Origin of the sequence: uncultured Oscillibacter sp. (assembly GCF_950073225.1) — a bacterium.
In the GTDB taxonomy this organism is placed as follows: domain Bacteria; phylum Bacillota; class Clostridia; order Oscillospirales; family Oscillospiraceae; genus Oscillibacter.
The window spans coordinates 1-23428 of sequence record NZ_CATMPS010000018.1 but is presented as its reverse complement, the minus strand read 5'-3'; the positions used below and the strand labels follow the sequence as shown (position 1 = coordinate 23428).

Below are 23428 nucleotides of genomic sequence, written 5' to 3'. Positions count from 1 at the left end.
GATGAAAGCATATTTCCACAAATACCGAAACCTGCATATTTGGCTGCTGGCGGACTGCGTGTTGCTGCTGGCCTTCTTCTCCCTCCGGGGGCAGAGATGGCTGATGAACGCCGTGGCGGAGCGCTTCACCACTCCCCTCCGGCGGGGGCTGGGGCGGCTTTGCTATTTGGTCCCCTTCTCCGTCATGGAGGTGGTGGAAGCCCTGGCGGTGCTCCTTGGAATCGGATATACCGTCTGGAGCGTGATTGCCGTGGCCAGGGCCGGGGGGCGGCGGCGGGAGCGGGCCTATGGCCTGGGGCTGGGGGCCCTCTGCGCCGTTTTGTCCGTGTGGGCCGGATTCTGCCTCTTATGGGGGGTCAACTACTGGACCGACGGCTTTCAGGACCGGTCCGGGATTTACGCCCAGCCCGTGGCCCTGGAGGATTTGCGGGCGGTGACAAAGTACTTCGCGGACCGGACGTCCGAGACGGCGGGGGACGTAAAGCGGGATGAACACGGCCTTTTCGCCGTCCCCCGGGAGGAGATTCTGGAAAACAGCGTCCACGCCTATGACGGCCTGACGGAGGACTTTCCCTTCCTGGCCTTCGACGACCCCGGCGTGAAGCCCATGGCCTTCTCCCGTCTCATGAGCGCCATGGATTTCACCGGGTTCTACAGCTCCTTCACCGGGGAGTCCAACGTCAACGTGGACAGCCCCGCCTGCATGCTGCCCTCCACCATCGCCCACGAGCTGGCCCACCAGCGGGGCTTCGCCTCGGAGCAGGAGTGCAACTTCCTGGCGGTGCTGGCCTCCACCACCTGCTCCGACCCGGCGTATATCTATTCCGGCTGGCTCATTGGGTATGTCTATCTGGGAAACGCCCTGTACTCCCAGGATCCGGAGGGCTATTGGTCCATCCGGGAGGCCCTGCCGGAGGAGGTCCGGCTGGACCTGGCCTATAACAACGCCTACTGGGCCCAGTTTCAGGATACGCCGGTTCAGAAGGCCAGCAACAAGGTTTACGACGGGCTGCTGAAAAGCTACGGCGATGAGCGGGGCATCCAGTCCTACGGGATGGTGGTGGATTTGCTGGTGGTCTATTACCTCCCGCTCTGCGAACAGGCATAAAAAGACGGCGCGGCCTGCGAGCCGCGCCGTCTTCTCTTTGTCACCAGCCCCTGCCGGGGAAGGAGGCCCGGGCCTCCAGGGTCAAGCCGGGACTGGGGGACTCCGGGGCGGGATTCCCCTGCCGCTCCGCCAGCCGCCGGACGGCGGTCAGGACCGCCTCCCGCTCCTCCGGGGGAAGTTCTTTGCGCAGGTGGTTGGAGAGGGTGCCGCAGGCCATGCCCAGCTCCTCGGCCACCCACCAGTACCGCAGGCCCGCTCCCTCGATAGCCGCCCGGACGTCCTGATTCCGCACCGGGCGCTTTTTTTGTGTCGTTCCATTCATGAAAAGTTCCTCCTCGCCGTCGATTTGCGCGTGTTAACGCCGTCAACAACGGCCCCCATAAGGGCGGCGTTGCACGGGGGAGGACAACCGGAGGAAAAATTTTTAAAAAGCAAGGGCTCCGCCGCCGCTCCGGCCCGGCGGGGCAGCGGACCGCCTGGGGCGGAGCGGTCCTTGGCGTGCGCACTTTGAGGAAACGAAATCACCCGTCAATGAGCATCCCCACCAGGATGCCCAGCACCGCCGCCAGGGCGGGGAGCTTGCTCTTCCAAAGGCTGGCGGCCTCGGGCAAAAGCTCGCCGAAGACTACGTACAGCATGGCCCCGGCGGCAAAGCTCAGGGTCAGGGTCAGGGCCGTGGGGCCCAGGGTGCCCAGGCAGTAGCCCAGGGCCGCCCCCAGCACCGTGGGGGCCCCGGAGAGGGCCGCCAGGCCCGCCGCCCGCCAGCGGCGCTCGCCTCCCGCCACCATGGGGGCGGAGATGGCCATGCCCTCCGGAATGTTGTGCAGCCCGATGACCGCCGCCATGGTCCAGCCCTGGCGCATGGTGCCGCCGATGAAGGACGCGCCGATGACCATGCCCTCGGGCACGTTGTGCAAAGCGATGGCGGCGGCCATCACCAGCCCCGCCAGCACCAGCCCGCCGGTGGGCTGGCCCCGGTCCAGCAGGGCGTTCAGCCCCGCGGTGACGGCGCAGCCCAGGAAAACCCCCAGGGCCACCAGCTCCATGGCGCCCGGGGCGGCGGCCTCCGTCAAAAGGCCGAAGCAGGACACCGACACCATCACCCCGGCTGCGAAGCTCAAAAGCAGGCTGGCCTCCCGGCCGGAGTCCCGGCGGAACAGTGTGGCCAGCGTGCCTCCCAGCCCGGTGCCGCCGATGCCGGCGGCGGCGGTGACCAGCAGCGTGGTCCATAAACCCATTGTCATACTATCCATAAAACCGATTGCTTCCTCCCATTTATAAGCGATACCCTAACAAGTTTATTATAACACCCTATTCCCCGCCTGTCCAGAAGATAAGGGGAAAAAGAGGGCTTCGCCGCCTGGAAAAAAGGCCGGAGCCGGGTTTTAGCAGGATGTCAAAAATAGGGCTGAAATTTTGGAGGGGGCGGAGGAAGGCTTTTTCTTGCAAGCCCCCCGGGGCTATGGTATCCTATCTTAAATAAAAAAGTGAGGGGGAATGGCTGATGCTGGTTTTGGATTTCATCAACGTCGGCAATGGGGATTCCATTCTGGTGCAGGAGCTGGAAGGAGGCGCGCGGCGCTTTGCCATGCTGGTGGACTGCGGCCACGACAATCTGGTCCGTGACGACCACCCTGGGGAGCTGGACCCCCGGTCCCGGCGGATTTACGCCGGGGATTTTCTGAAAAAGCAGGGCATCGGCCGCCTGGACGTCCTCCTGGCCACCCACTTCCACCGGGACCACATCGGGGGCCTTGGCCGGGTGCTGGAGGCGGCGGCGGTGGACCGGTTCATTTCCGCCTATGTCCCGCCGGAGGGGCACGGCCCCCTGGACCCCGACGGGGACAACGGCCTGCCCGGCGCGGCGAGGAACCTCCTCCGGTGCCTGGATATTTACGCCTCGGCCCTCCGGGACCACCCGGGGCGGGTGGGGGAGTTTATGGAGATCCCCGGGGACAAGGTGGAGACGCTTCCCCTGACGGAGAACCTGACCATGGAGATCCTCCCCGGCGAGCCCTCCCTGTACCCCCGGCAGAAGGCGGTGTACGACGCGGCCTTCCGGGGGGAGCGGAACCGCTATGACCTCATGCGCTGGACCAAGGCCATGAACATCTCCAGCCTCCGCCAGCGGCTGTACTACCACGGCAGGGAGATCGTCCTGGGGGGCGACATGTACTGCGCCGTCTGGGACAACGACACCCTGACCCCCTGCGACATTTTGAAGGTGCCCCACCACGCGTCGCTGTCCTCCTGCAACCGCAAGGCCATCAGCCGCCTGGCCCCCAAGACCATGGTGGTCAGCGTGGCGGCGGGGCGGCCCGACGAGCGGCCCCATCCCTACATTGTGTCCCTCTTGAAGGAGTACGCGGAGGAGCTCCATTTCACCGACGCGGTGGGGATTCCCGGGCTGGTGGAGCCGGTGTTCCACGAGTCGGTACATATTGAGATCGAATAAAACGAGAGGCCGGGACTTGCGTCCCGGCCTTCTTATGCGGGTTCAGTTGTGGGGAATCTCGTAGGTCACGCCGCCGACGCGAATGCTTTCCATCTCCTCCAGGGGGATAATCTCGTCAAAGACCTGGCCCTTGGTGCAGTGGGAGACATCCGCCTTATAGTCCGGGCTGACTCTGCCGCCGGAACCGCCGAGGTCGATGACCGTGCCGTCGGTTTTGGTCAGGAGGATTTCGATGTTCTCCAGATACCGCTGGCGCCGGGGGGCGTTCTCTGGGGCCTCCCGTCCGCTGGGCGCGTCGCTCCAAACGACCGCGCTGTCCGCCGTGTAGACTACCCGCACGGCGATGGGGGAGAGGGTGATCTCGTCGATGGTGAAGTTCAATCCGTCCTGGGAGAAGGTTTCCCCGCCGCCCAGGCGGACGGAGCAGTCCTCGTAGTCCACCTCAAAGCGGAGCTTCCACTTGCCGGGATAGAGGAGCTCGGCCTGTTCCGTCTCCGCGTTCCAGTATTGCAGGTCCTCAAAACTCGCGTTGGCGGTTCCTTTGGTCATGGCCACGTTGGAGCTGGCAGTCTCCACCAGCTGGATTTGGTTGTCCTCCGGGTCCTCGTCCACAAACCAGGACCCGCCGTGGGCACCGCCCTTGACCCAGCTGGCCCCGCCGTAACCGCCCATCATCAGATAGGTCTCGTCCAGGCCCTTGCCCTCCGGCAAAAACCGCTCCCCGTCGTCCCGGGTGAGGGTGTAGACAATGACGGCGTTGTATTGGTCGCCCATGATGGCTTCCGCCGTGATGGTGATGCCATTGTCCGTGTCGCTGGCCCCGATGGGGCGTCCAATTTTGTCAATGACCTCCGTCTGGGCCACGGCCCCGCCGAAGAGGGGGGCGAAGACCTCCGTGGGGTTGGGCAGAATCCCCGCCGCGCTGGACCCCACCACCAGCACGGCGGCCATGGCGGCGGCAATCAGGGCCGTGCGGAACACGGGGCGGCGGCGTTTTGCCGGGGTCCGGGCGGCGGAGGCGGCGGCCTCCGCCAGGGCTTTCTTCTGAATCTCCGTAAAGCGCAATTCGCTCATCTCCTTTTTGTAATCAAACAGATCGCTCATAGTCCATACCTCCTAAGATATCCTTGAGCCTTGCCCGGCCCCGGGCCAGGCGGGTGTGAACCGTGGCGGTGGGCACGCCGAGAATTTTCCCGATCTCCGCCGCCTGGTAGCCTTCGTAGTAAAAGAGGTAGATTGCCGTGCGGTAGTGGGCGGGCAGCTCGTTCACCGCCGCCAGCACGGAGCCGTCCCCCGCCTCCGGGGCGGGGACCTCCAGCACGGTTTCCAGGCCGCAGGTCCGCTTCCGCCAGGGGCTTTTCAAAAGGTCCTTGCAGGCGTTGGCCGCCATGCGCAGGACATAGGCCCGCTCATGCTCGGCGCTGTCGAATTCCCGGGGCTCCGTCAGGAGCTTGACGAAAACCGTCTGGCAGACGTCCTGTGCGTCGTAGGTGTTTTTTAAATAAGTGTAGCTGAGGCGGAGAATCGCGTCGGCGTAGGCGTTTGCCAGCCGCTCCGCCTGGTGGTTTATGTTCATGGTATCAACTCCTTTGGAGCGCTCTCGTTATGGATACGATTTAGCGGGGCGGAAACTTTCAGTCCTGGGAAAAATTTTTTGTCGTCTCGTATCGCTGCGTTTGCCAGGGAACCAATGCGCCGGCCCGGCTTGCGCTCTTGAAAAAAAGCCGCCCCAAACGGGGCGGCTTTCGAAATGGCTCAACGCTCTATGTAGGAAAAGGACCCCACGAACCGCGCCGGCGCGCCGGGGACGTAGCGGCTGCCCTCAAACTGATAGTCGTAGACGGCAATCACGGCGTTATAGGGCTGGTCGAAGCCCTTGGAGTAAACCTCCGTCAGGGCGGCGCACAGCTCCTCGCCCAGGGGCGCCGCCACCACGGCCGGGTCCTGGGAGGGGGCGCCGTTAAATTCGTAATCGAATACGTCCGGCTCAAAGGGCCAGAGGTCGCCGTTGAAAAAGTCCTGGGTGAAGGAGGGGACCTTCTCGCCGTTCTCGTTCTGCATGAAACGGTTCTCGGCGTAGGCCGCCAGGGCTTCCCTGCTCTCAAAGCTGCCAAGCCAGATGGAAACAATGCCGGATTCTTCCATGGTGATTCTCCTTTGTCGTGATTTGGTGAAGCGGGGGTCAGCGCAAAACGGAATTGCTGAGGATATAAAATTCCTCCTGACAGGGGAGGACGCGCTTTTCCATGGGGGGCAGGCCCTCGTCAAAGCGGCGGCCTCCTGGTCGAAGCGCATGACGGGGCTGTCCCGGCAGACCCGGGGGCCGCCGTATCGGGAATGGGCCGCCGCCCCTGTGCGCCGGGCGGGGACGCGGTAGAATGGAGACGCCGCCCGCCGGTGCTGTTGCTAATACTATACCAAAGGTTGAGCGGATTGTCTACAAAAATTGGGCGGTTTTTCGCCGAGTTTGCCCGCCGGAAGACGGGAGGGGCCCCCGCAGGCGGGAAGCCCCCCGGAAAACACCCGTCGGAGACGGGTCACGCCTTTAGGATCTCCCCGCCGTAGGGGGCCATCTCCAGGCGGATGAAGAAGCCCTGGTCATGGGAGCAGACGGGGCAGGACTTGGGGGCCTGGAGGCCCTCCTGAATGTGGCCGCAGTTCAGGCAGAGCCAGCCGCACTTGGCGTCGGAGACGAAGAGCTTGCCGGATTCCATAAGCTCCGCGAAGTGGGCGAAGCGGTTGCCGTGGGCCTTCTCGATTTTGGAAATCTGCTCGAAGGAGGAGGCCACCTGGGGGAAGCCCTCCTGCCGGGCGGTCTGGGCGAAGCTGGGGTAGACGGGGTCGAACTCCTCGAACTCGTTGTGCTGGGCCATGCGGAGGAGCTGGGCCACGTCGTTGGTCAGGTCCACGGGGTAGCCGCCGTCGATATGGACGGTCTCCCCGGCCACCTCCTTCATGTGGTTGTAGAAGATTTCGGCGTGCTCCTTCTCCTGGTTGGCGGTGAAGGTGAAAATGGCCTCCAGGACGTGGAGCTGCTGCTGTTTGCACAGGCCCGCGGCAAAGGTATAGCGGTTCCGGGCCTGGCTCTCCCCGGCAAAGGCGCGCATGAGGTTTTTGAGCGTCTCGCTCTCTTTTAAGTTTTTGGACATGAAAATACTGCCTCCCTACTTTTAAAGTATGGAGGCAGTATTTCCCATATTCAGGGGATTATACGCTTAACAGAGCTTCGCCCCGGCGGGGATGGCGTCGTCCACCATGAGGAGGTGGAGCACCTCCTCCCCCTTTTCCTTGTGGACGGCGGAGATGAGCATCCCGCTGCTCTCCTGGCCCATCATCTTCCGGGGAGGCAGGTTCACAATCGCCACCAGGGTCTTGCCCACCAGCTCCTCCGGCTCATACCACTTGTGAATCCCGGAGAGAATCTGCCGGTCCACGCCGGTGCCGTCGTCCAGGGTGAACTTCAAGAGCTTCTCGCTCTTTTTCACCGCCTCGCAGGCCTTTACCTTCACTGCCCGGAAGTCCGACTTGCAGAAGGTGTCGAAGTCCACCTTCTCCGCCAGCTGGGGCTCCAGCTCCACGCCGGACTCCGCCTGTTTCGCCGCCTCCACGGCGGCCTCCAGCTCCTGGAGCGCCTTGTCCATGTCCACCCGGGGGAAGAGGTTCTCCCCCTTGGAGACCGCGGCGGTCTCCGGCAATCCGCCCCATTTGGCGGCGGAGTCCCAGGTCCGGGCGGAAGCGTCCGCGCCAATCTGGGCGAAGAGCCTGTCCATGCTCTCCGGCATGAAGGGAGTCAGCAAAATGCCGCAGATGCGGGCCGCCTCCAGCAGATTATACAGCACATGGGCCAGCCGGGGGCCGTTGGCCTCCATGTCCTTCGCCAGGGTCCAGGGGGTGTTCTCGTCAATATATTTGTTTGCCCGCTGGATGACCTTGAAGATTTCCTCCAGGGCCTTGTGGGGGGCGAAGCGGTCCATCTCGGCGGCGTAGCGCTCCCGCAGGCCCCCGGCCAGGTCCTTCAGCTCCGTGTCAAAGGAGACCGCTTCCGCCCAGGTCCCGCAGAGCGCGGGCAGGGTCCCGCCGAAGTATTTGCCCACCATGGCGGTGGTGCGGCTGACCAGGTTGCCCAGGTCGTTGGCAAGGTCCGTGTTGATGGTCTGGATCAAAAGCTCGTTGGAGAAGTTGCCGTCGGAGCCGAAGGGGAAGGTGCGCATCAGGAAGAAGCGCAGGGCGTCCACGCCGAACTGCTCCGCCAGGATATAGGGGTCCACCACGTTGCCCTTGGACTTGGACATTTTGCCGCCGTCCAGAAGGAGCCAGCCGTGGCCGAAGCATTTCTTAGGCACCGGCTCGCCCAGGCTCATGAGCATGGCGGGCCAGATGATGGAGTGGAAGCGGACGATCTCCTTGCCCACGATGTTCACGCCGGGCCACCAGCCCTTTTCGTAATCGCTGTAGCGGTCGTTGCCGTAGCCCAGGGCGGTGATATAGTTGGAGAGGGCGTCGATCCAGACATAGACCACATGGCCGGGGTCGAAGTCCACGGGCACGCCCCAGCTGAAGCTGGTCCGGGAGACGCACAGGTCCTCAAGACCCGGGTCAATGAAGTTGCGCACCATTTCGTGGACCCGGGAGGGGGGCTCCAGGAAGTCCGTGTTTTCCAGCAGGTCCCGGATTTTGTCCGCGTACTTGCTCAGGCGGAAGAAATAGGCCTCCTCCTCCGCGTCCTTGACGGGGCGGCCGCAGTCGGGGCAGCAGCCGTCCTTAAGCTGGCTCTCCGTCCAGAAGGCCTCGCAGGGGGTGCAGTATTTGCCCTTGTAGGTCCCCTTGTAGATGTCGCCGTTGTCGTGTATTTTGCGGAAGATATATTGAATGGATTTCACATGGTAATCGTCCGTGGTGCGGATGAAGCGGTCGTTGGAGATGTTCATCAGCTTCCACAGATCCCGCACGCCCCGGGGACCGTCCACAATGCGGTCCACAAATTCCTGGGGGGTGATGCCGGCCTCCTTGGCCTTTTCCTCGATTTTCTGTCCGTGCTCGTCGGTGCCGGTGAGGAACATGACGTCCTCGCCAAGCAGGCGGTGGTAGCGGGCCAGGGTGTCCGTGGCCACGGTGCAGTAGGTGTGGCCGATGTGAAGCTTGTCCGAGGGGTAGTAAATGGGCGTGGTGATATAGAATTTTTTCTTTTCCATGCTCTTTCTCCTTTAAAGCGGCGGCCCCGAATGGAAGGGACGCCGGTAGTGACGGGCTCAATTGGTCTATTATACTGACTTTTCCGGAAAATTACAAGCGGCATTCACCGTTCCGGGCCGGAAATTTCGGGCCCCTCCCGGTCCGCCAGGCTTCCGCGGCGCTTCCACCGGCCGGAGAAGTACCAGACCAGGGACAGGGCCAGACCCACGGCCCAGCCCACGGCGCAGCCGTAATACATATAGTCCGGCCCATAGCGCTCCGCCAGATAGTACACCGCCGGAACCCGCACCAGAATCAATGACAAAATTACGTCCACCATGGGAAACACGCTGTCCCCCGCGCCCCGCATGGCGTTGTTCAGGCAGAACATGACGGCGAACATAAAGTAGAAGGGCATGATGCACTGGAGGTACACGGCCCCGGCGTGAATCACCGCCGGCGTGGGGGAGAAGAAGGCCACCAAGGGCTCCCTGAGGGGCAGGAGAACCGCCGTCATCAAAAGGGCCCAGGCGGCGGAGAGGGCAACGGCGACCCGGATGCCCCGCCGGGCCCGGTCCGGCTTCCTGGCGCCGGTGTTCTGGCCCACGAAGGAGATGACGGCGCTGGACAGGCTCTGAATGGGCAGGAAGGCCAGCTGGTCCAGCCGGAAGCCCACGTTGTACCCGGCGGTGAACTCCTTGCCGTAGGAGTTGATCTTCCCCATCACCACCATGGCCCCCAGGGCGACCAGGGACATCTGGATTCCCGCCGGAAGGCCGATGCCCATGATCTGCCGGAAGAGGGCCCGGTCGAACCGCCGGGGCAGGAGGCGGAGGGAGATCTCCGGGTAGCGGCGGCTGATATAGAACACGCCGAAAAGCCAGGAGAAGGCCTGGGCGAGGATCGTGCCCAGGGCCACGCCGAAAACCCCCAGGCCGAAGGCCAGCACCAGCGCCAGGTCCAGGAGGATGTTCATCACCGAGGCCACCGCCAGGAACAAAAGGGTGCTCCGGCTGTTCCCCAGGCCCCCCAAAATCCCGGCGTTGAGGTTGTAGCCGATGCTGCCGGCGAGCCCGGCGCAGACCACCATTAAATAGAGGTACGCCTCGCCATAGGCGGTATCCTCCACCTGGAGCAGGCGGAGGATGGGCCCCACCGCCAGCAGGGCCAGGGCCGTCAGGGGGACGATGGAGGTGAGGAAGGCGGCGTAGATGGTGTCCACCGCGTCCCGGACCCGGTCCATTTTCCCCGCGCCGAAGAACTGGGCGATGACCACCGTGCCGCCGCTGGAAAGGCCGATGAACAGGGAGGAGAACATGGTCAAAACCGGGAAGCCCACCCCCACGGCGGCCAGGGCCCCGTCCCCCACATAGCGCCCCACCACCCAGCTGTCCACCATGTTGTAGAGCTGCTGGAGGAGGCTCCCCGCCAAAAGGGGCAGGGCGAAATAGAGGATATGCCCGGCGGGGCTGCCCACGGTCATGTCCCGGAGGCCGTTATGCTGTTTCATTCTTCGCCCTCCCATAAAATTCCCATCGCTCCCAGGGTTTCCCGCACCCGGCAAAAGGCGTCCTCGTCCGGGCAGGAGAGGGTGTGGAGGTGGATGCCGCCGGTGAGGTCCGACAGGGGCCGGGCCCCGGCGCAGCGGGAGAGGAACTGGCCCACGTCGTACCGGCTGGCGAGCTGGAGGGGGCCGGTGAGCTGGCCGTAGACGGGATGCTCCACAATCACGTCCAGCACGGAGCAGCCCTGGTCCACCACGGCGCAGAGCTCCGCCTCCATCCCCGCGGCGTCGTGGCGGCAGGCCACCCGGCGGATCAGGTCCTGGCTGGGCTTTAGAATGACATAGCCCCTGGGGGTGGCGGAGATGTCCGCCCCGGAGGCCCGGAGCAGGGCCACGTCCCCCACCACCGCCTGGCGGCTGACGGAAAAGCGCTCCGCCAGGAACCCCGCGCTGACGGGGCGGCTGGAGTGCCGCAAGTAATCTAAAATGGCCTGACGCCGTTCCCCGGCCCGCATAGCGGTCCCTCCTTGTCCGTAACGTTCCAATTTAAAAGCAGTATACCACAATTTGGGGAAAAAGAAAAGGGCTGGGATTGGCCGCTCTTTCTTTGACGCCCTTTTCGCCGATCCGGCAAAAATTCCCTTGCAAAACCGGAAGACTTCGCCTATACTGTATAATCAGAATGACCATGCGCCTGGCGGGACGAAGGCCGGGGGCAATGGCACATGGAGAGAAGGTGAGAACGAATGTCCCTGGAAGCGATCGAAAAGGTAACGCAGGTGGAAAACGAGGTCCGGGAGCGCCGCGCCGCCGCCGAGGCGGAGGCGAAGCAGCTTGTCGCCGACGCGGAAAAGGAAGGTCAGGCGCTCTTGCAAAGGACCCGCGCCGCCGGGGCGGAGGCCGGCCGGGAGCTTCTGCGCCAGGCGGAGGAGCGGGCCGCTGCCGCGGCGGAAAAGACCGCCCGGGCCGCGGAGGCGGACGCCGCCAAGCTGCGCCAGGCCGCCGAAAAGCGCCTGGAGGCTGCGGCGGAGTTTATTGTCGGAAGGGTTGTGAGCAACTGAGATGGCCATTGTAAAAATGAAAAAGCTCCGCGTCATGGCCATGGCCGCCCAGCGGGACGCCCTCCTGCGGGAGCTTCTGCGCCTGGGCTGTGTGGAGATCAGCGAGCCCGCCGGGAAGCTCTCGGACCCCGCCTGGGCGGCGCTGCTGCGGCGGGACGCCTCCCAGCTGGCGCAGACCAAGAACGAGCAGGGTGAGGCCGGGGCCGCCCTGGCCGCCTTAAAGCGCTACGGAGGGACCAAGGACGGCCTCTTCATCCAGCGCCGGGCGGTGAGCGAGACGGAGTTCCTCAGCGACGAGACCCTGGAAAGCTCCCGGGCCGTCAGCGGGAAGATCAACGGGTACCTGCAAGAGATCTCCCGCCTGCAGGGGGAGGAAAACCGCCTCCTGAGCCGGAAGGCCGGGCTGGAGCCCTGGGTCCCCCTGGACATGCCCCTGGAGCTGGGGGGCACGGAGCACGCGGTATTCCGCCTGGGCGTCTTCCCCGGCGCGGCGGACACCGCCGCCATCCGCGCGGAACTGGCGGACGCGGCGGCGGAGCTCTATGAGATCAGCGCCGACAAGCAGCAGCGCTGCTGCCTCCTCGCCGCCCACCGGGCGGAGGAGGAGAAGGCCCTGGAGATCCTCCGGCCCCACGGGTTCAGCGTCACGGTCTTTCAGGGCGTGACGGGCACGGCGGCCCAGAACGTCCAGGCCCTGGACGGGGCTTTGGCGGAGAACCGGAAGCAGCGGCAGGAGGCCGAGGCCGCCATCGCCGCCCTGGCGCCGGAGCGGGACCGGCTCCGGCTCTACGCCGATCGGCTCAGCGCCGAGGCGGCGGAGGATTTGAACACCGAGCGCCTCCTTACCGACGGGACCATCGTCTTCTTTGAGGGCTGGGCCCCGGCGGAGAACCTGGCGGAGGTCCAGGCCCTTCTGGATGCCAAGGGCTGCGCCTGGGAGGCGGAGGACCCCGCGGAAGAGGACATCCCCGACGTGCCGGTGCGGCTGAAGAACAACTGGTTCACAAAGCCCCTGAACATGGTGACGGAGATGTACTCCCTCCCCGCGTACAACAACGTGGACCCCAACCCCCTCATGGCGCCGTTCTTCATTTTGTTCTACGGCATCATGATGGCGGACATGGGCTACGGCATTTTGATGTTCCTGGCGGGTACGATCGTTTCGAAGAAGTACCGGCCTAAGGGCACCATGGGCCATATGATGGGCCTTTTGCAGCTGTGCGGCGTCTCTACCTTCTTCTGGGGCGCGCTGACCGGCGGCTTCTTCGGAGACTTCCTCACCCAGGTGGTGAAGCTCACCACCGGAGGGGACTTCGCCCTCCCGGCCCTGTTCACGCCGCTGAACGACACGCTGATGATTCTTGTGGGCGCCATGGCCCTGGGAATGGTCCAGATCGTCACCGGCATGGCGGTCAGCTTCATCCGCAAGCTGAAAGCCGGGCAGGTGCTGGACGCCGTTTTCGAGGAGGTCACATGGTGGATCGTCTTCATCGGCATCGGACTGATGGCGGCGGGGGTGACGAACCTGGTGCTCTACGCGGGCCTGGCCCTGATCGTCATCGGGCCCCTGGTCACCGGCCAGGGCTTCGGCAAGATCATGGGCATCTTCGGCTCCCTCTACAACCATGTGACGGGCTACTTCGGCGACATCCTCTCTTACGCCCGTCTCATGGCCCTGATGCTGGCGGGCAGCGTCATTGCCCAGGTGTTCAACACCCTGGGGGCGATTCCCGGCAACATCGTCATTTTCCTTGTGATCTCCCTGGCGGGCAACGCGCTGAACTTTGCGCTGAACCTGCTGGGCTGCTACGTCCACGACCTGCGTCTCCAGTGCCTGGAGTACTTCGGGAAGTTCTATGAGGACGGCGGCAAGCCCTTCCGGCCCCTGGCCATGGAGACCAAATACGTGGACATTACAAAGTAAATTTATTTTAGGAGGAACAACATTATGGTGGATATGGAACTCATTCAGGCGATCGAGCAGAACGCGGCGGCACAATCCTTCCTGGGCGCTTTCGGCGGCCTGGCCCTGGCTCTTCTGGGCGCGGGCCTGGCGGCGGTTCTCCCCGGCATCGGCTCCGCCAAGGGCACCGGCATCGCCGGCGAGGCGGGCACCGGCCTCCTCTGCCAGGACCCCAGCAAGTTCGGTAAGGTCATGATTCTTCAGGTTATCCCCGGCACCCAGGGCCTGTACGGCCTGGTGGTTTGGTTCTTCGCCATCTTCTCCATGGGCCTGCTTGGCGGCGACGCCAGCGGCATGACGGTGGCTCAGGGCCTCCAGTACTTCTGCGCGTGCCTTCCCATGGCTCTCGGCGGCCTGTTCTCCGCCATCGCCCAGGGCCGCGTGGCCGCCGGCTCCATCAACATCCTGGCCAAGAAGCCCGACGACTGGTCCAAGGGCATGGTGCTCTGCATCACCGTGGAGTTCTACGCCATCTTGTCTCTGCTGGCTTCCATGCTGATGATCATCAACATTTCTTGATCGCCCCGCGGAAAGGGGATTGAACCATGAACGGAATTGAAAGAATCACCCAGCGCATCGGCGCCGAGGCCCAGGCGGAGATCGACCGCGTTCTGGGCGAGGCCCGGGCCGAGGCGGAGAAGATCGCCGCCAGGTACAAGGCCCAGGCGGACGCCGAGGCGGCGGACCTGGACGCCAAGAACAAAAAGGCCGCCGCGGAGCGGGAAGAGCGCCTGGCCGGCACCGCCCAGATGGAGGCCCGAAAGGCCGCCCTGGCCGCCAAGCAGGAGATGGTGGAAAAGGCCTATGGCCTGGCCCTCCAAAAGCTCTGCTCCCTGCCCGAGGAGAAGTATACCGCCGTGCTGGCGGAGCTGCTGGTTCAGGCGTCCTCCACCGGCAAGGAGGAGGTCATCTTCTCCGACAAGGACCGCCGCAAGGTGGGCAAGGCCGCCGTGGAAAAGGCCAACAAGGACGGGGGCAAAAAGCTGACCCTCTCCGGGGAGACCCGTTCCATTCAGGGCGGCTTCATCCTCCGCTCCGAGAACGTGGAGGTCAACTGCGCGTTCGACACCCTGGTGCGCCTGCAGAAGGCGGAGACCGCGGGAGAAGTGGTGAAGAAGCTGTTCTCATAATGAAGGAGGAAGTGTCTTGGCGAAAAAAATCAAAGACACCGATTACCTGGCGATCTCGGCCCGCATCAAGGCCATGGAGACCGGGCTCCTGACACGGGAACGGATGGAACAGGTCCTGGACGCCCGCACGGACGAGGAAGCCGTCAAGCTCCTCCAGGAGTGCGGATATCCTGAACTGGACGCACGTAACCCCGAGGCCATGGACGCCGCCCTCTCGGCGGCACGGGAGGCCACCCTCTCCGACGTGCTGGACGGCGCGCCGGACCCCAGGTATATCGACATTTTCAAGCTGAAATACGACTATCACAACATCAAGGCCGTGCTGAAAGCCGCGGCGATGAACGTAAGCCCCGACTCCATGCTGATGGATATGGGCCGCGTCGGCGCGGCGGAGCTGAAGGAGGCCGTCCAGGCCGGACGGCTGGACGAACTGCCGGAGGGCCTGGCCGCCGCAGCGGCGGAGGCCAAGGACGTGCTGGATTCCACCCGGGACCCCCAGCTTTCCGACATCGTGCTGGACCGCTGGTGCTACCAGGAGATGGCGCGGGTGGCGGAGGAGACGGGCAGCGCCTTTTTGGCGGGCTACGTGAAGATCCAGATCGACGCGGCGAACCTGCGGAGCCTGGTCCGCACCTTGCGGATGGGCAAGAGCGGGGATTTCCTGAAAACCGTGCTTTTGGAGGGCGGCGGCGTCGGCGCGGACGCCGTGGCCGCCGCGGGGAACTCCGGTTCCCTCCAGGAGCTCTACGGCCCCACGCCCCTCCAGGCGGCGGCGGAGGCGGGAGCGGAGGCCCTTCGGGGCGGGCCGCTGACGGCCTTCGAAAAGCTCTGTGACGACGCGGTGGGGGAGTACCTGGCCGGGGCGCAGTTCGTGCCCTTCGGCGAGGCCCCGCTGCTGGGGTATCTGGCGGCCCGGGAGACGGAGTATACCAACATCCGCATCCTGCTGATGGGCCGCGGGGCGGGCCTGCCCGCCGAGGTCATCCGTTCCCGGCTGCGGAACGGGTATGTGTAAGGCGGTGAGGTGACAATATGGCTATGACCTATCAGATTGCCGCCGTAGGCGATTGGGAGTCCGTTATGGGCTTCCGGGCCCTGGGGCTGGACACCTACCCCGTCGCGGACGCGGCGCAGGCCAGGGAGAAAATCAAGGAGCTGGCCAAGGGGAACTGCGCCGTGATTTACCTCACGGAGCAGCTGGCGAAGGATATGGAGGACGTGATTTCCCGCTACAAGGACGAAATCCGCCCGGCCATCATCCTCATCCCCGGCCGCCAGGGGTCCCTGGGCATCGGCAAGAATAACATTCAAAGAGCGATTGAGCGCGCGGTCGGCGCGGACATCCTGTAGCCTCTTAAAGAGGGGACTTCGTCCCCCCTTTAAATTCCCCCCACCAGTCTGCGGACTGGTGAGCGCGCCCAAGGCGCGCGAGTCGAGGAATTTTTGTGACGCGCATGTCGTCGCAAAAATGATTCAATTTCCCGCAAATCTATCCTGAAAGAAGGTTTTAGAGTTTGAGCGGCAAAGTTGTTAAAGTTTCCGGGCCGCTGGTGGTCGCCACGGGCCTGTCCAACGCCAACATGAGCGACGTGGTCCGCGTCGGCCCCCAGCGCCTGATCGGCGAGATCCTGACCATGAAGGGCGACGCCGCCTCCATCCAGGTCTATGAGGAAACCTCCGGCCTGGGCCCCGGCGCCGTCGTCGAAACCACCGGCGCGCCCATGAGCGTGGAGCTGGGCCCCGGCATGATCGAGGGCATCTATGACGGCATCCAGCGCCCGCTGGAGAAAATCATGGAGAAGGTCCACGGCAACAATATCACCCGCGGCGTGGAGGTCTCCCCCCTGGACCACGAAAAAAAGTGGGACTTCACCGCCACGGTGAAAGCCGGGGACAAGGTGATTGGCGGCGACGTCATCGGCACCGTCCCCGAGACGGCCGTGGTGCTCCACAAAATCATGGTGCCCCCCAACCTGAAAGGCACCATCAAGTCCGTCCAGAGCGGCAGCTACAAGGTCACGGACACCGTGGCCACCCTCACCACCGAGGACGGCAAAGACGTGCCCTTGACCATGGTCCAGAAGTGGCCCGTGCGTGTGGGCCGTCCCTATGAGAAGAAATACTCCCCCGAGCGTCCCCTGTGCTCCGGCCAGCGGATCATCGACACCATGTTCCCCATCGCCAAGGGCGGCACCGCCGCCGTTCCCGGCCCCTTCGGCTCCGGCAAGACCGTGGTCCAGCACCAGCTGGCCAAGTGGTCCGACGTGGACATCGTGGTCTACATCGGCTGCGGCGAGCGGGGCAACGAGATGACCGACGTTCTGCGGGAGTTCCCCGAGCTGAAGGACCCCCGCACCGGCGAGTCCCTGATGAAGCGGACGGTGCTGATTGCCAACACCTCCGATATGCCCGTGGCGGCCCGTGAGGCTTCCGTCTACACCGGCATCACCATCGCGGAGTACTTCCGGGACATGGGCTATGACGTGGCCGTCATCGCCGACTCCACCTCCCGCTGGGCCGAGGCCCTCCGCGAGATGTCCGGCCGCCTGGAGGAGATGCCCGGCGAAGAGGGCTACCCCGCCTACCTCTCCTCCCGCCTGGCCCAGTTCTACGAGCGGGCGGGCAGCGTGGAGTGCATCGGCTCCGACGAGCGCCGGGGCAGCCTGACCGCCGTGGGCGCCGTGTCGCCTCCGGGCGGCGACCTCTCCGAGCCCGTGTCCCAGGCCACCATGCGCATTGTCAAGGTCTTCTGGGCCCTGGACGCGTCCCTGGCCTATAAGCGCCACTTCCCCGCCATCAACTGGCTGAACTCCTATTCCCTGTATCTGGACACCCTCAAGCCCTGGTTCGACGAGAACTTCGGCGAGGACTTCATGAAGGACCGGAGCAAGGCCATGAGCATCCTCCAGCAGGAGGCCAGCCTGAACGAAATCGTCCAGCTCGTCGGTAAGGACGCCCTGTCCCCCGCCGACCAGCTGACCCTGGAGGTGGCCCGGATGGTCCGGGAGGACTTCCTCCAGCAAAACGCCTTCACCGACATCGACGGCTATTCCAGCTATGACCGCCAGGGCAAGCTCCTGGCGCTGATCCTCCGCTATGAGGCTCTGTGCCGGGACGCCATCGCCAAGGGGGCGGACGTGATGAAGCTCTTTGACATTCCCGTCCGGGAGAAGATCGGCCGGGCCAAGAGCGTCCCCGCCGGCGAGTATGTCAAGGTCTATGAGGAAATCGGGACCGAGATGGAGGCGCAGATCGCCGAGATCGCCGCCCAGGGAGGTGACCAGTAATGATTCGTGAATACAAAACCGTAGAGGAAATCGTCAGCCCGCTGATGATGGTCCGCATGGTGGAGAACGTCACCTACAACGAGCTGGTGGAGGTGGAGCTCCACGACGGCACCACCCGCCGGGGCCAGGTGCTGGAGGTCAACGGCGACACCGCCGTGGTCCAGCTCTTCGAGTCCGCCGCCGGCATCAACATGGCCGACGCCAAGGTCCGCTTCCTGGGCCATCCCCTCCAGCTGGGCGTGTCCGGCGACATGCTGGGCCGGGTCTTCAACGGCATGGGCCGCCCCATTGACGGCGGACCCGACATCCTGCCGGAGGAGTACCGGGACATCGACGGCCTGCCCATGAACCCCGCCGCCCGGGACTACCCCAACGAGTTCATCCAGACCGGCGTGTCTACCATCGACGGCCTGAATACCCTGGTCCGCGGGCAGAAGCTGCCCATCTTCTCCGGCTCCGGCCTGCCCCACGCCAACCTGGCGGCGCAGATCGCCCGGCAGGCCAAGGTGCTGGGAGACGAGAGCGCCAACTTCGCCGTGGTCTTTGCCGCCATCGGCATCACCTTCGAGGAGTCGGAGTTCTTCGTCAACGAGTTCAAGCGCACCGGCGCCATTGACCGTACCGTGCTGTTCTCCAACCTGGCCAACGACCCGGCGGTCGAGCGTATCGCCACGCCCCGTATGGCGCTGACCGCCGCGGAGTACCTGGCCTTTGAGAAAGACATGCACGTCCTGGTCATCATGACCGACATCACCAACTACGCCGAGGCCCTCCGCGAGGTCTCCGCCGCCAAGAAGGAGGTCCCGGGCCGCCGCGGCTTCCCCGGCTACCTCTATACGAACCTGGCGACGCTGTACGAGCGGGCCGGCCGCCAGCTGGGCAAGAAGGGCTCCATTACCCTGATTCCCATTCTGACCATGCCCGAGGACGACAAGACCCACCCCATCCCCGACCTGACGGGCTATATCACCGAGGGCCAGATCATCCTCGCCCGGTCCCTGTACCGCCAGGGCATCCATCCCCCCGTGGACGTGCTGCCCAGCCTGTCCCGTCTGAAGGACAAGGGCGTGGGCAAGGGCAAGACCCGGGAGGACCATGCCGACACCATGAACCAGCTCTTCGCGGCCTACTCCACCGGCAAGGACAACAAGGAATTGATGTCCATCCTGGGCGAGGCGGCCCTGACTCCCACGGACCTGCTGTACGCCAAGTTCGCCGACGAGTTCGAGCGGCGCTACGTGAACCAGGGCTATGAGGAGAACCGGTCCATTGAGGAGACGCTAAACCTGGGCTGGGAGCTCCTCAGCATCCTGCCCAAGGCGGAGCTGAAGCGCATCAAGCCGGAGCTGATCGAGAGGTACTGGCCGAAAAAAGACGAGCAGTAAGGAGGGGTGAGCCATGGCGAATATCACGGTAAGCCCCACCCGGATGGAGCTCACCCGCCTGAAGGGCAAGCTGCGCACCGCCCAGCGGGGCCACAAGCTGCTGAAAGACAAGCGGGATGAGCTGATGAAGCAGTTCCTGGAGACGGTCCGGGAGGTCCGGGCCCTCCGGGCCGAGGTGGAGGAGGAGCTGATGAGGGTCCACGGGGCCTTCACGGTGGCCTCCGCCCTGATGAGCTCCGAGGCTATGGAGCAGGCCCTGCTGTACCCGAAGCAGAGCGTGGTCCTGACCCAGACCACCCAGAATATCATGTCCGTCAACGTGCCGGTGTACGACTTCCAGACCCAGACCCGGTCGGACTCCGACATCTATCCCTACGGCTTCGCGGCCACGTCCGGCGAGCTGGACACGGCGGTGGATGCGCTGGGGAAGGTGTTCCGCAAGCTCTTGAAGCTGGCGGAGATTGAGAAGTCCGCCCAGCTGATGGCGGAGGAAATCGAAAAGACCCGGCGGCGGGTCAACGCACTGGAGTATGTGATGATTCCCAATACCCAGGAGGCGATCCGGTATATCAACATGAAGCTGGATGAAAACGACCGCGCGACCACCATCCGGCTTATGAAGGTGAAGGACATGATTTTGAAGGAATCCCTGGAAGAGAAGCGGGCGGAAACCGCTAGAGCCATAAGGACTTTCGGGGATTCGAGTGAGGCACCGTCAGAGGTTTAAGGGGTAGCTGTACCGCTTATTTACCGCTTCTAGGATGGGCCTAAAAAGTGAAAGATGGTACTGCTTGGGAGGAATCCCGGGCAGTACCATCTTTTATCATATATATGCACATAGCAAAAGGGCACCCTCAAAGAGGGTGCCGCCTTCATTTACGCTATCATTCAATATGAATGTAGCAACTATTTATATATATCATTATACGCAAAATGAAGAAAAAGTCAACAAGAAATAAAAAACTTTTTTCTTCATTTTTTTATAGCATCTATGTCAGCTTGAGAAAGAGCTTTTCTTATATCTGCGATTTGGGTTAAACTACTATGTGGCATATGACTTGTATCATATATTAACTCAATTTCTACGCCCTCGTTTTTTGCTACCTGTATTGCAGGAATAAAGTCGCTATCACCAGTAATAAGTATAGCTTTCTCAATACGTTGCTTTGCAGACAACAAAACCAAATCGCAACCAAGCAAAATGTCTACTCGTTTTTGCTGAAAAATTGGAGAACCGTCCACCTTTCGTCCTCGGTATTCTAATTTTCCCAATTTAACCTCATAACGATCAAGACGCTCTAAAGAGTTAATAAATCTTTGCATATTATTATATCTGTTGTTTTCACCGCTTGTAGGTGTGGCACTTTTATACGGCATACAATTATAATAATATGTTCTTAAAAGCGGGTCTCCATTCGCAAGGTGAGAACTGAGTTTGGAAAAGTCAATTTGTGGAGATGCAAAGCTTTCTTTTAATACTTTTGAAAGATATGCGCCATCAATGAAAATAGCAATTTTACCCATGCTAAAACCTCCTTTTCTGACATTATAATACTTTCTATACTCAATGTCTATAATAATTTTAATAGTACTGCACTTGGGAGAAATTCCGGGCAGCATCTCCGTTTTATGCCTGTTTCAGGTGTTTTAACTTTTATTGGGACGTATTTTGTTGCTCTGAAATGAAGATTTTTATAAAAATGAGACGTACCGAAAGATTGCGCCGAAAACAGAAACGGAGCTTTCGAGACACTTCCAGAGTGAGAGAAGGGAGAGGGTTTGGGACGCTCTGAAAGGTATAGCTTTCCGGGCGCACCACTTTCGGGACAGTTTCGGTGTTTGGTTTCATTTGAAAATCTAGTTGAGAGGAGCAAGTACAATGAAAGTCGGATATGTGAGGATATCGACCAAGGAGCAGAACACGGCAAGACAGGATTTGCTCATGCAGGAATTAGGGGTTGAACGGGTATTCACGGATAAGGTCAGCGGAAAGAATCAGGAAAGGCCAGAACTGCGCAAGATGATGGATTTTGTGCGGGAGGGTGACAGTCTGACCGTAGAGAGTATTTCACGCTTTGCGAGAAACACCCGTGACTTGCTTGACCTAACCGCAACACTGGACGCAAAAGGTGTGCAGTTCATAAGCAGGAAAGAAAACATTGATACCAGCACAGCGGCCGGAAAATTCATGCTGGCGGTCTTTGGCGCTTTGGCTGAACTCGAACGGGATAACATATTGGAACGTCAAGCCGAGGGAATCGCCATAGCCAAGGCAGAGGGCCGCATGACTGGCAGACCCAAGAAAGCGGTTGATACTTTCGAGGGTGTTTATCTCAACGTGAAGGAGGGGAGGCTGTCAGCCAGCGCAGGAGCGAAACAGTTGGGAATTTCACGCTCGACATGGTATCGAAAAGTGCGTGAATATGAGGATGACCCGTTTGTTGATTTGTAAGGAAACATAATGGAAAAAAAGCTGGTAGCAGTACAGCTACCAGCTTTTTTTCCTTTCTGGATCCTTTGTGATGAAAAAGTAAGGAAGGCAGATTTGCTCTCGACAATCAAAAAAATGTCAGATACATGGGGCTTTTTTGATGGTATACACGGTGAAATTTTTAGGGAAGCATTGGGGTCAAAACGACATGGTTTTCTAAAAGTGAAAAATTTTGTAGGTTGCTGGTGCGTGGATAAGCAAAGGTAACATAGAGGTTAAAAAAATATCTTTAGATACTGGAATGACCTGTGTCCCCAAATGGCAAAGGTAAGCGAAAGCCTGCAATTCGACGTAAAACGTATAATAAATTGCTAACAAGTGGTCTTATGATATGAGTGGGGGCAACAGTAGGCCACCGTTTAGGAAAGATATATGGAAACTTAGCTATGGATATTTTAACTCCCAGGGAACTTTAATTGGAATAGAGGGCTTGACGAAAAGTAGGCCCTGCGGTAGAATAAAAAATACAAGAATAACGATTGCAGGCACCTGGGGGAGGGAATAGGCCCCCTCCCCCAGGCTGTACGGGTATCTACGCTACCCAGCACAGCAGACTTACATCTGCACCAGCTTCATTATACCTGTCTGAAACAGATTTAGCAATAGGGCAGGCAAAATAGCTGTGTTTGCTTTGATGAAAAATCAGGCAGTGTGATGGGTTTACACAAATCCGTTGCACTGCTTTTGTTGTTCTTGGCAGGGAAAGCATAGACTGTCCCTGACTGCCAGTCCGGGCGGTTTATGCAGAACCTGTTAAGAATACAGTTTGGAGGAAAGGAACATGAAAACAAGATCTTTAGCAGTTGCTCTTTCCCTTGCGCTTATGCTAGGGATGGCGGGTTGCGGGGGACAGCAGGCCCAACAGGAGCTACAGGAGCCGGACCAGGGGAAAGTTCAACAGAGCGAACCTGCTAGTACTACACCTCAATTTGAATCCATGGAGGTAAAAAATGAAAACGACACTGCCATGCCTTTAGCGGACTTGGAGGACATAGAGCCAGAAGAAGCGGACGGGGCTGGTATATTTGAAGGCTCTGGGAGTGTCGAAGTTGAGCTATTTACCGAGGTCAACGAGACAGTCTATGCAACAGGCACTGTTAATATCAGGGCGAGTTATGCGGCAGACAGTGACAAGCTGGGAAGTTTATCGGTAGGTCAGTCGGTAACACGCACAGGTACTAGCATAGCAGGCACCGAAGCGGAAGGTTGGAGCCGGGTAGAACTAAGTGATGGAACCACGGCATATATAAGCAATAAATATTTATCCACAACGAAGCCAGTGGCACAGCAACCAACAAGCAAGCCCAGCGGAGGCCAACAGCAACAACAGCAAACCCAACAGCAACAAACCCAACAGCAAACACCCCAGCCTAGTAGTGGTGGTGGAGACAGTGACACTGAGCTAGCAGCTAGGAAGGAAGCCTTCATAAATGGTATGGAGCAAATGTTTACAGAGCATGGTTACAATGCAGACGGATGTGATCACGAATGGACACAAGAGGAAAAAGAGGCACTAATAAAGGCTGTTCAAATAGAAGGCGGCTAACAAACTTGAATAAAGTGGGTGCATGGTTTAGTTGGAGAATTAAATGGCGACTAACACATTTAATTAACATAGGAGGCTATTGCTCCGTTGATAATAACAGGGTGTTCCAAACTGGGGCACCCTGTTATTTTATACATTTTTGCAAATCTGTTTATAGAGCACATCTCTCAAATAAAATTACATTTATTTGAAAGGTGGAAGATAAGGTAGAATAAGTTTCGCAAAAAGAAAAAGAGACATAGTTTGCAGAGCTCTGGTAGAATGAAGTTGCGACACACCATTCTGAAAGGAGACTGCAAACTATGTCCGAGAAGATTGTACAGCTA

24 protein-coding genes are annotated in these 23428 nt (G+C 61.0%); 14 read left to right on the top strand and 10 right to left on the bottom strand.

All coding sequences use genetic code 11. The features are described 5' to 3' along the window. The first annotated feature begins 1 nt into the window (after nucleotide 1). Nucleotides 2-1108, top strand: coding sequence for a DUF3810 domain-containing protein (locus Q1M04_RS09955; protein WP_297998465.1), 1107 nt, complete (start codon nucleotides 2-4; stop codon nucleotides 1106-1108). 40 nt (nucleotides 1109-1148) lie between these two features. Here the strand turns inward: Q1M04_RS09955 and Q1M04_RS09950 are convergent, their stop codons facing one another. Both Q1M04_RS09950 and Q1M04_RS09945 read right to left on the bottom strand, forming a co-directional pair. Beyond that, the gene (locus tag Q1M04_RS09950; RefSeq protein WP_297998467.1) at nucleotides 1149-1430 is read right to left on the bottom strand and encodes a hypothetical protein; all 282 of its coding nucleotides are present in this window, start codon (nucleotides 1428-1430) and stop codon (nucleotides 1149-1151) included. A gap of 199 nt (nucleotides 1431-1629) precedes the next feature. Continuing rightward, on the bottom strand, nucleotides 1630-2361 hold the full coding sequence (locus Q1M04_RS09945) for a ZIP family metal transporter (protein ID WP_297998469.1): 732 nt from the start codon (nucleotides 2359-2361) through the stop codon (nucleotides 1630-1632). Between the two features lie 251 nt (nucleotides 2362-2612). Here Q1M04_RS09945 and Q1M04_RS09940 point away from each other — a divergent pair, with 251 nt between their 5' ends. After that, the gene (locus Q1M04_RS09940) at nucleotides 2613-3563 is read left to right on the top strand and encodes a ComEC/Rec2 family competence protein (protein ID WP_297998472.1); all 951 of its coding nucleotides are present in this window, start codon (nucleotides 2613-2615) and stop codon (nucleotides 3561-3563) included. A gap of 42 nt (nucleotides 3564-3605) precedes the next feature. Here the strand turns inward: Q1M04_RS09940 and Q1M04_RS09935 are convergent, their stop codons facing one another. The 7 genes from Q1M04_RS09935 to Q1M04_RS09905 all read right to left on the bottom strand — a co-directional run bounded on the left by Q1M04_RS09935 (nucleotide 3606) and on the right by Q1M04_RS09905 (nucleotide 10754). Next, nucleotides 3606-4667 carry a DUF4179 domain-containing protein gene (locus tag Q1M04_RS09935; protein WP_297998474.1) on the bottom strand — a complete coding sequence of 354 codons (1062 nt, stop codon included), beginning with the start codon at nucleotides 4665-4667 and terminating at the stop codon, nucleotides 3606-3608. After that, complete coding sequence (locus tag Q1M04_RS09930) at nucleotides 4651-5139, bottom strand: RNA polymerase sigma factor (RefSeq protein ID WP_297310955.1); 489 nt, start codon at nucleotides 5137-5139, stop codon at nucleotides 4651-4653. The genes Q1M04_RS09935 and Q1M04_RS09930 overlap by 17 nt, the downstream gene beginning before the upstream one ends. Before the next feature lie 179 nt (nucleotides 5140-5318). Beyond that, nucleotides 5319-5708 carry an immunity 22 family protein gene (locus Q1M04_RS09925; RefSeq protein ID WP_293280027.1) on the bottom strand — a complete coding sequence of 130 codons (390 nt, stop codon included), beginning with the start codon at nucleotides 5706-5708 and terminating at the stop codon, nucleotides 5319-5321. 392 nt (nucleotides 5709-6100) lie between these two features. Beyond that, nucleotides 6101-6712 (bottom strand): rubrerythrin, encoded by a 612-nt coding sequence (gene rbr, locus Q1M04_RS09920; RefSeq protein WP_293280026.1) that lies wholly within the window; start codon nucleotides 6710-6712, stop codon nucleotides 6101-6103. A gap of 66 nt (nucleotides 6713-6778) precedes the next feature. Continuing rightward, a complete protein-coding gene (gene metG / locus Q1M04_RS09915; RefSeq protein WP_297998477.1) occupies nucleotides 6779-8755 on the bottom strand; it encodes a methionine--tRNA ligase in 1977 nt (658 codons plus the stop codon). A 104-nt stretch (nucleotides 8756-8859) separates the two neighbouring features. After that, a complete protein-coding gene (locus tag Q1M04_RS09910) occupies nucleotides 8860-10245 on the bottom strand; it encodes an MATE family efflux transporter (protein WP_297998479.1) in 1386 nt (461 codons plus the stop codon). Then, the gene (locus Q1M04_RS09905) at nucleotides 10242-10754 is read right to left on the bottom strand and encodes a transcription repressor NadR (RefSeq protein ID WP_297998480.1); all 513 of its coding nucleotides are present in this window, start codon (nucleotides 10752-10754) and stop codon (nucleotides 10242-10244) included. Before Q1M04_RS09905 ends, Q1M04_RS09910 begins: the two co-directional genes overlap by 4 nt. A 231-nt stretch (nucleotides 10755-10985) precedes the next feature. Between Q1M04_RS09905 and Q1M04_RS09900 the strand changes: the two genes are divergently transcribed. The 9 genes from Q1M04_RS09900 to Q1M04_RS09860 all read left to right on the top strand — a co-directional run bounded on the left by Q1M04_RS09900 (nucleotide 10986) and on the right by Q1M04_RS09860 (nucleotide 19792). Next, nucleotides 10986-11300: a hypothetical protein gene (locus Q1M04_RS09900; RefSeq protein ID WP_293281394.1), complete on the top strand. Its 315-nt coding sequence runs from the start codon at nucleotides 10986-10988 to the stop codon at nucleotides 11298-11300. A 1-nt stretch (nucleotide 11301) separates the two neighbouring features. Then, nucleotides 11302-13224 carry a V-type ATP synthase subunit I gene (locus Q1M04_RS09895; RefSeq protein WP_297998482.1) on the top strand — a complete coding sequence of 641 codons (1923 nt, stop codon included), beginning with the start codon at nucleotides 11302-11304 and terminating at the stop codon, nucleotides 13222-13224. A gap of 33 nt (nucleotides 13225-13257) precedes the next feature. Further along, nucleotides 13258-13782, top strand: coding sequence for a V-type ATP synthase subunit K (locus Q1M04_RS09890; protein WP_295735357.1), 525 nt, complete (start codon nucleotides 13258-13260; stop codon nucleotides 13780-13782). A gap of 26 nt (nucleotides 13783-13808) precedes the next feature. Beyond that, nucleotides 13809-14393, top strand: coding sequence for a V-type ATP synthase subunit E (locus Q1M04_RS09885; RefSeq protein WP_297998484.1), 585 nt, complete (start codon nucleotides 13809-13811; stop codon nucleotides 14391-14393). Nucleotides 14394-14409: 16 nt separating this feature from the next. Next, nucleotides 14410-15408 (top strand): V-type ATPase subunit, encoded by a 999-nt coding sequence (locus Q1M04_RS09880; RefSeq protein ID WP_295757918.1) that lies wholly within the window; start codon nucleotides 14410-14412, stop codon nucleotides 15406-15408. A 17-nt stretch (nucleotides 15409-15425) separates the two neighbouring features. Then, on the top strand, nucleotides 15426-15743 hold the full coding sequence (locus Q1M04_RS09875; protein ID WP_295757916.1) for a V-type ATP synthase subunit F: 318 nt from the start codon (nucleotides 15426-15428) through the stop codon (nucleotides 15741-15743). A gap of 164 nt (nucleotides 15744-15907) precedes the next feature. Then, nucleotides 15908-17680, top strand: a complete 1773-nt coding sequence (locus Q1M04_RS09870) for a V-type ATP synthase subunit A (RefSeq protein ID WP_297301706.1) — start codon at nucleotides 15908-15910, stop codon at nucleotides 17678-17680. Continuing rightward, nucleotides 17680-19065, top strand: a complete 1386-nt coding sequence (locus Q1M04_RS09865; RefSeq protein ID WP_295757912.1) for a V-type ATP synthase subunit B — start codon at nucleotides 17680-17682, stop codon at nucleotides 19063-19065. Before Q1M04_RS09870 ends, Q1M04_RS09865 begins: the two co-directional genes overlap by 1 nt. Before the next feature lie 13 nt (nucleotides 19066-19078). Next, nucleotides 19079-19792, top strand: coding sequence for a V-type ATP synthase subunit D (locus Q1M04_RS09860; RefSeq protein WP_204792225.1), 714 nt, complete (start codon nucleotides 19079-19081; stop codon nucleotides 19790-19792). Nucleotides 19793-20037: 245 nt separating this feature from the next. On the opposite strand, the gene Q1M04_RS09855 is transcribed toward Q1M04_RS09860, so the two are convergent. Beyond that, nucleotides 20038-20589 carry an NYN domain-containing protein gene (locus Q1M04_RS09855; protein WP_297998488.1) on the bottom strand — a complete coding sequence of 184 codons (552 nt, stop codon included), beginning with the start codon at nucleotides 20587-20589 and terminating at the stop codon, nucleotides 20038-20040. A 355-nt stretch (nucleotides 20590-20944) separates the two neighbouring features. Between Q1M04_RS09855 and Q1M04_RS09850 the strand changes: the two genes are divergently transcribed. From Q1M04_RS09850 to Q1M04_RS09840, 3 genes are all read left to right on the top strand, one after another. Then, nucleotides 20945-21517 carry a recombinase family protein gene (locus Q1M04_RS09850; RefSeq protein ID WP_297998490.1) on the top strand — a complete coding sequence of 191 codons (573 nt, stop codon included), beginning with the start codon at nucleotides 20945-20947 and terminating at the stop codon, nucleotides 21515-21517. Between the two features lie 9 nt (nucleotides 21518-21526). Continuing rightward, complete coding sequence (locus Q1M04_RS09845; protein WP_300346394.1) at nucleotides 21527-21763, top strand: hypothetical protein; 237 nt, start codon at nucleotides 21527-21529, stop codon at nucleotides 21761-21763. Between the two features lie 574 nt (nucleotides 21764-22337). Next, entirely contained in the window at nucleotides 22338-23102 is a 765-nt protein-coding gene (locus Q1M04_RS09840; RefSeq protein WP_297998492.1) for an SH3 domain-containing protein, read from the top strand. Nucleotides 23103-23428 lie beyond the last annotated feature (326 nt).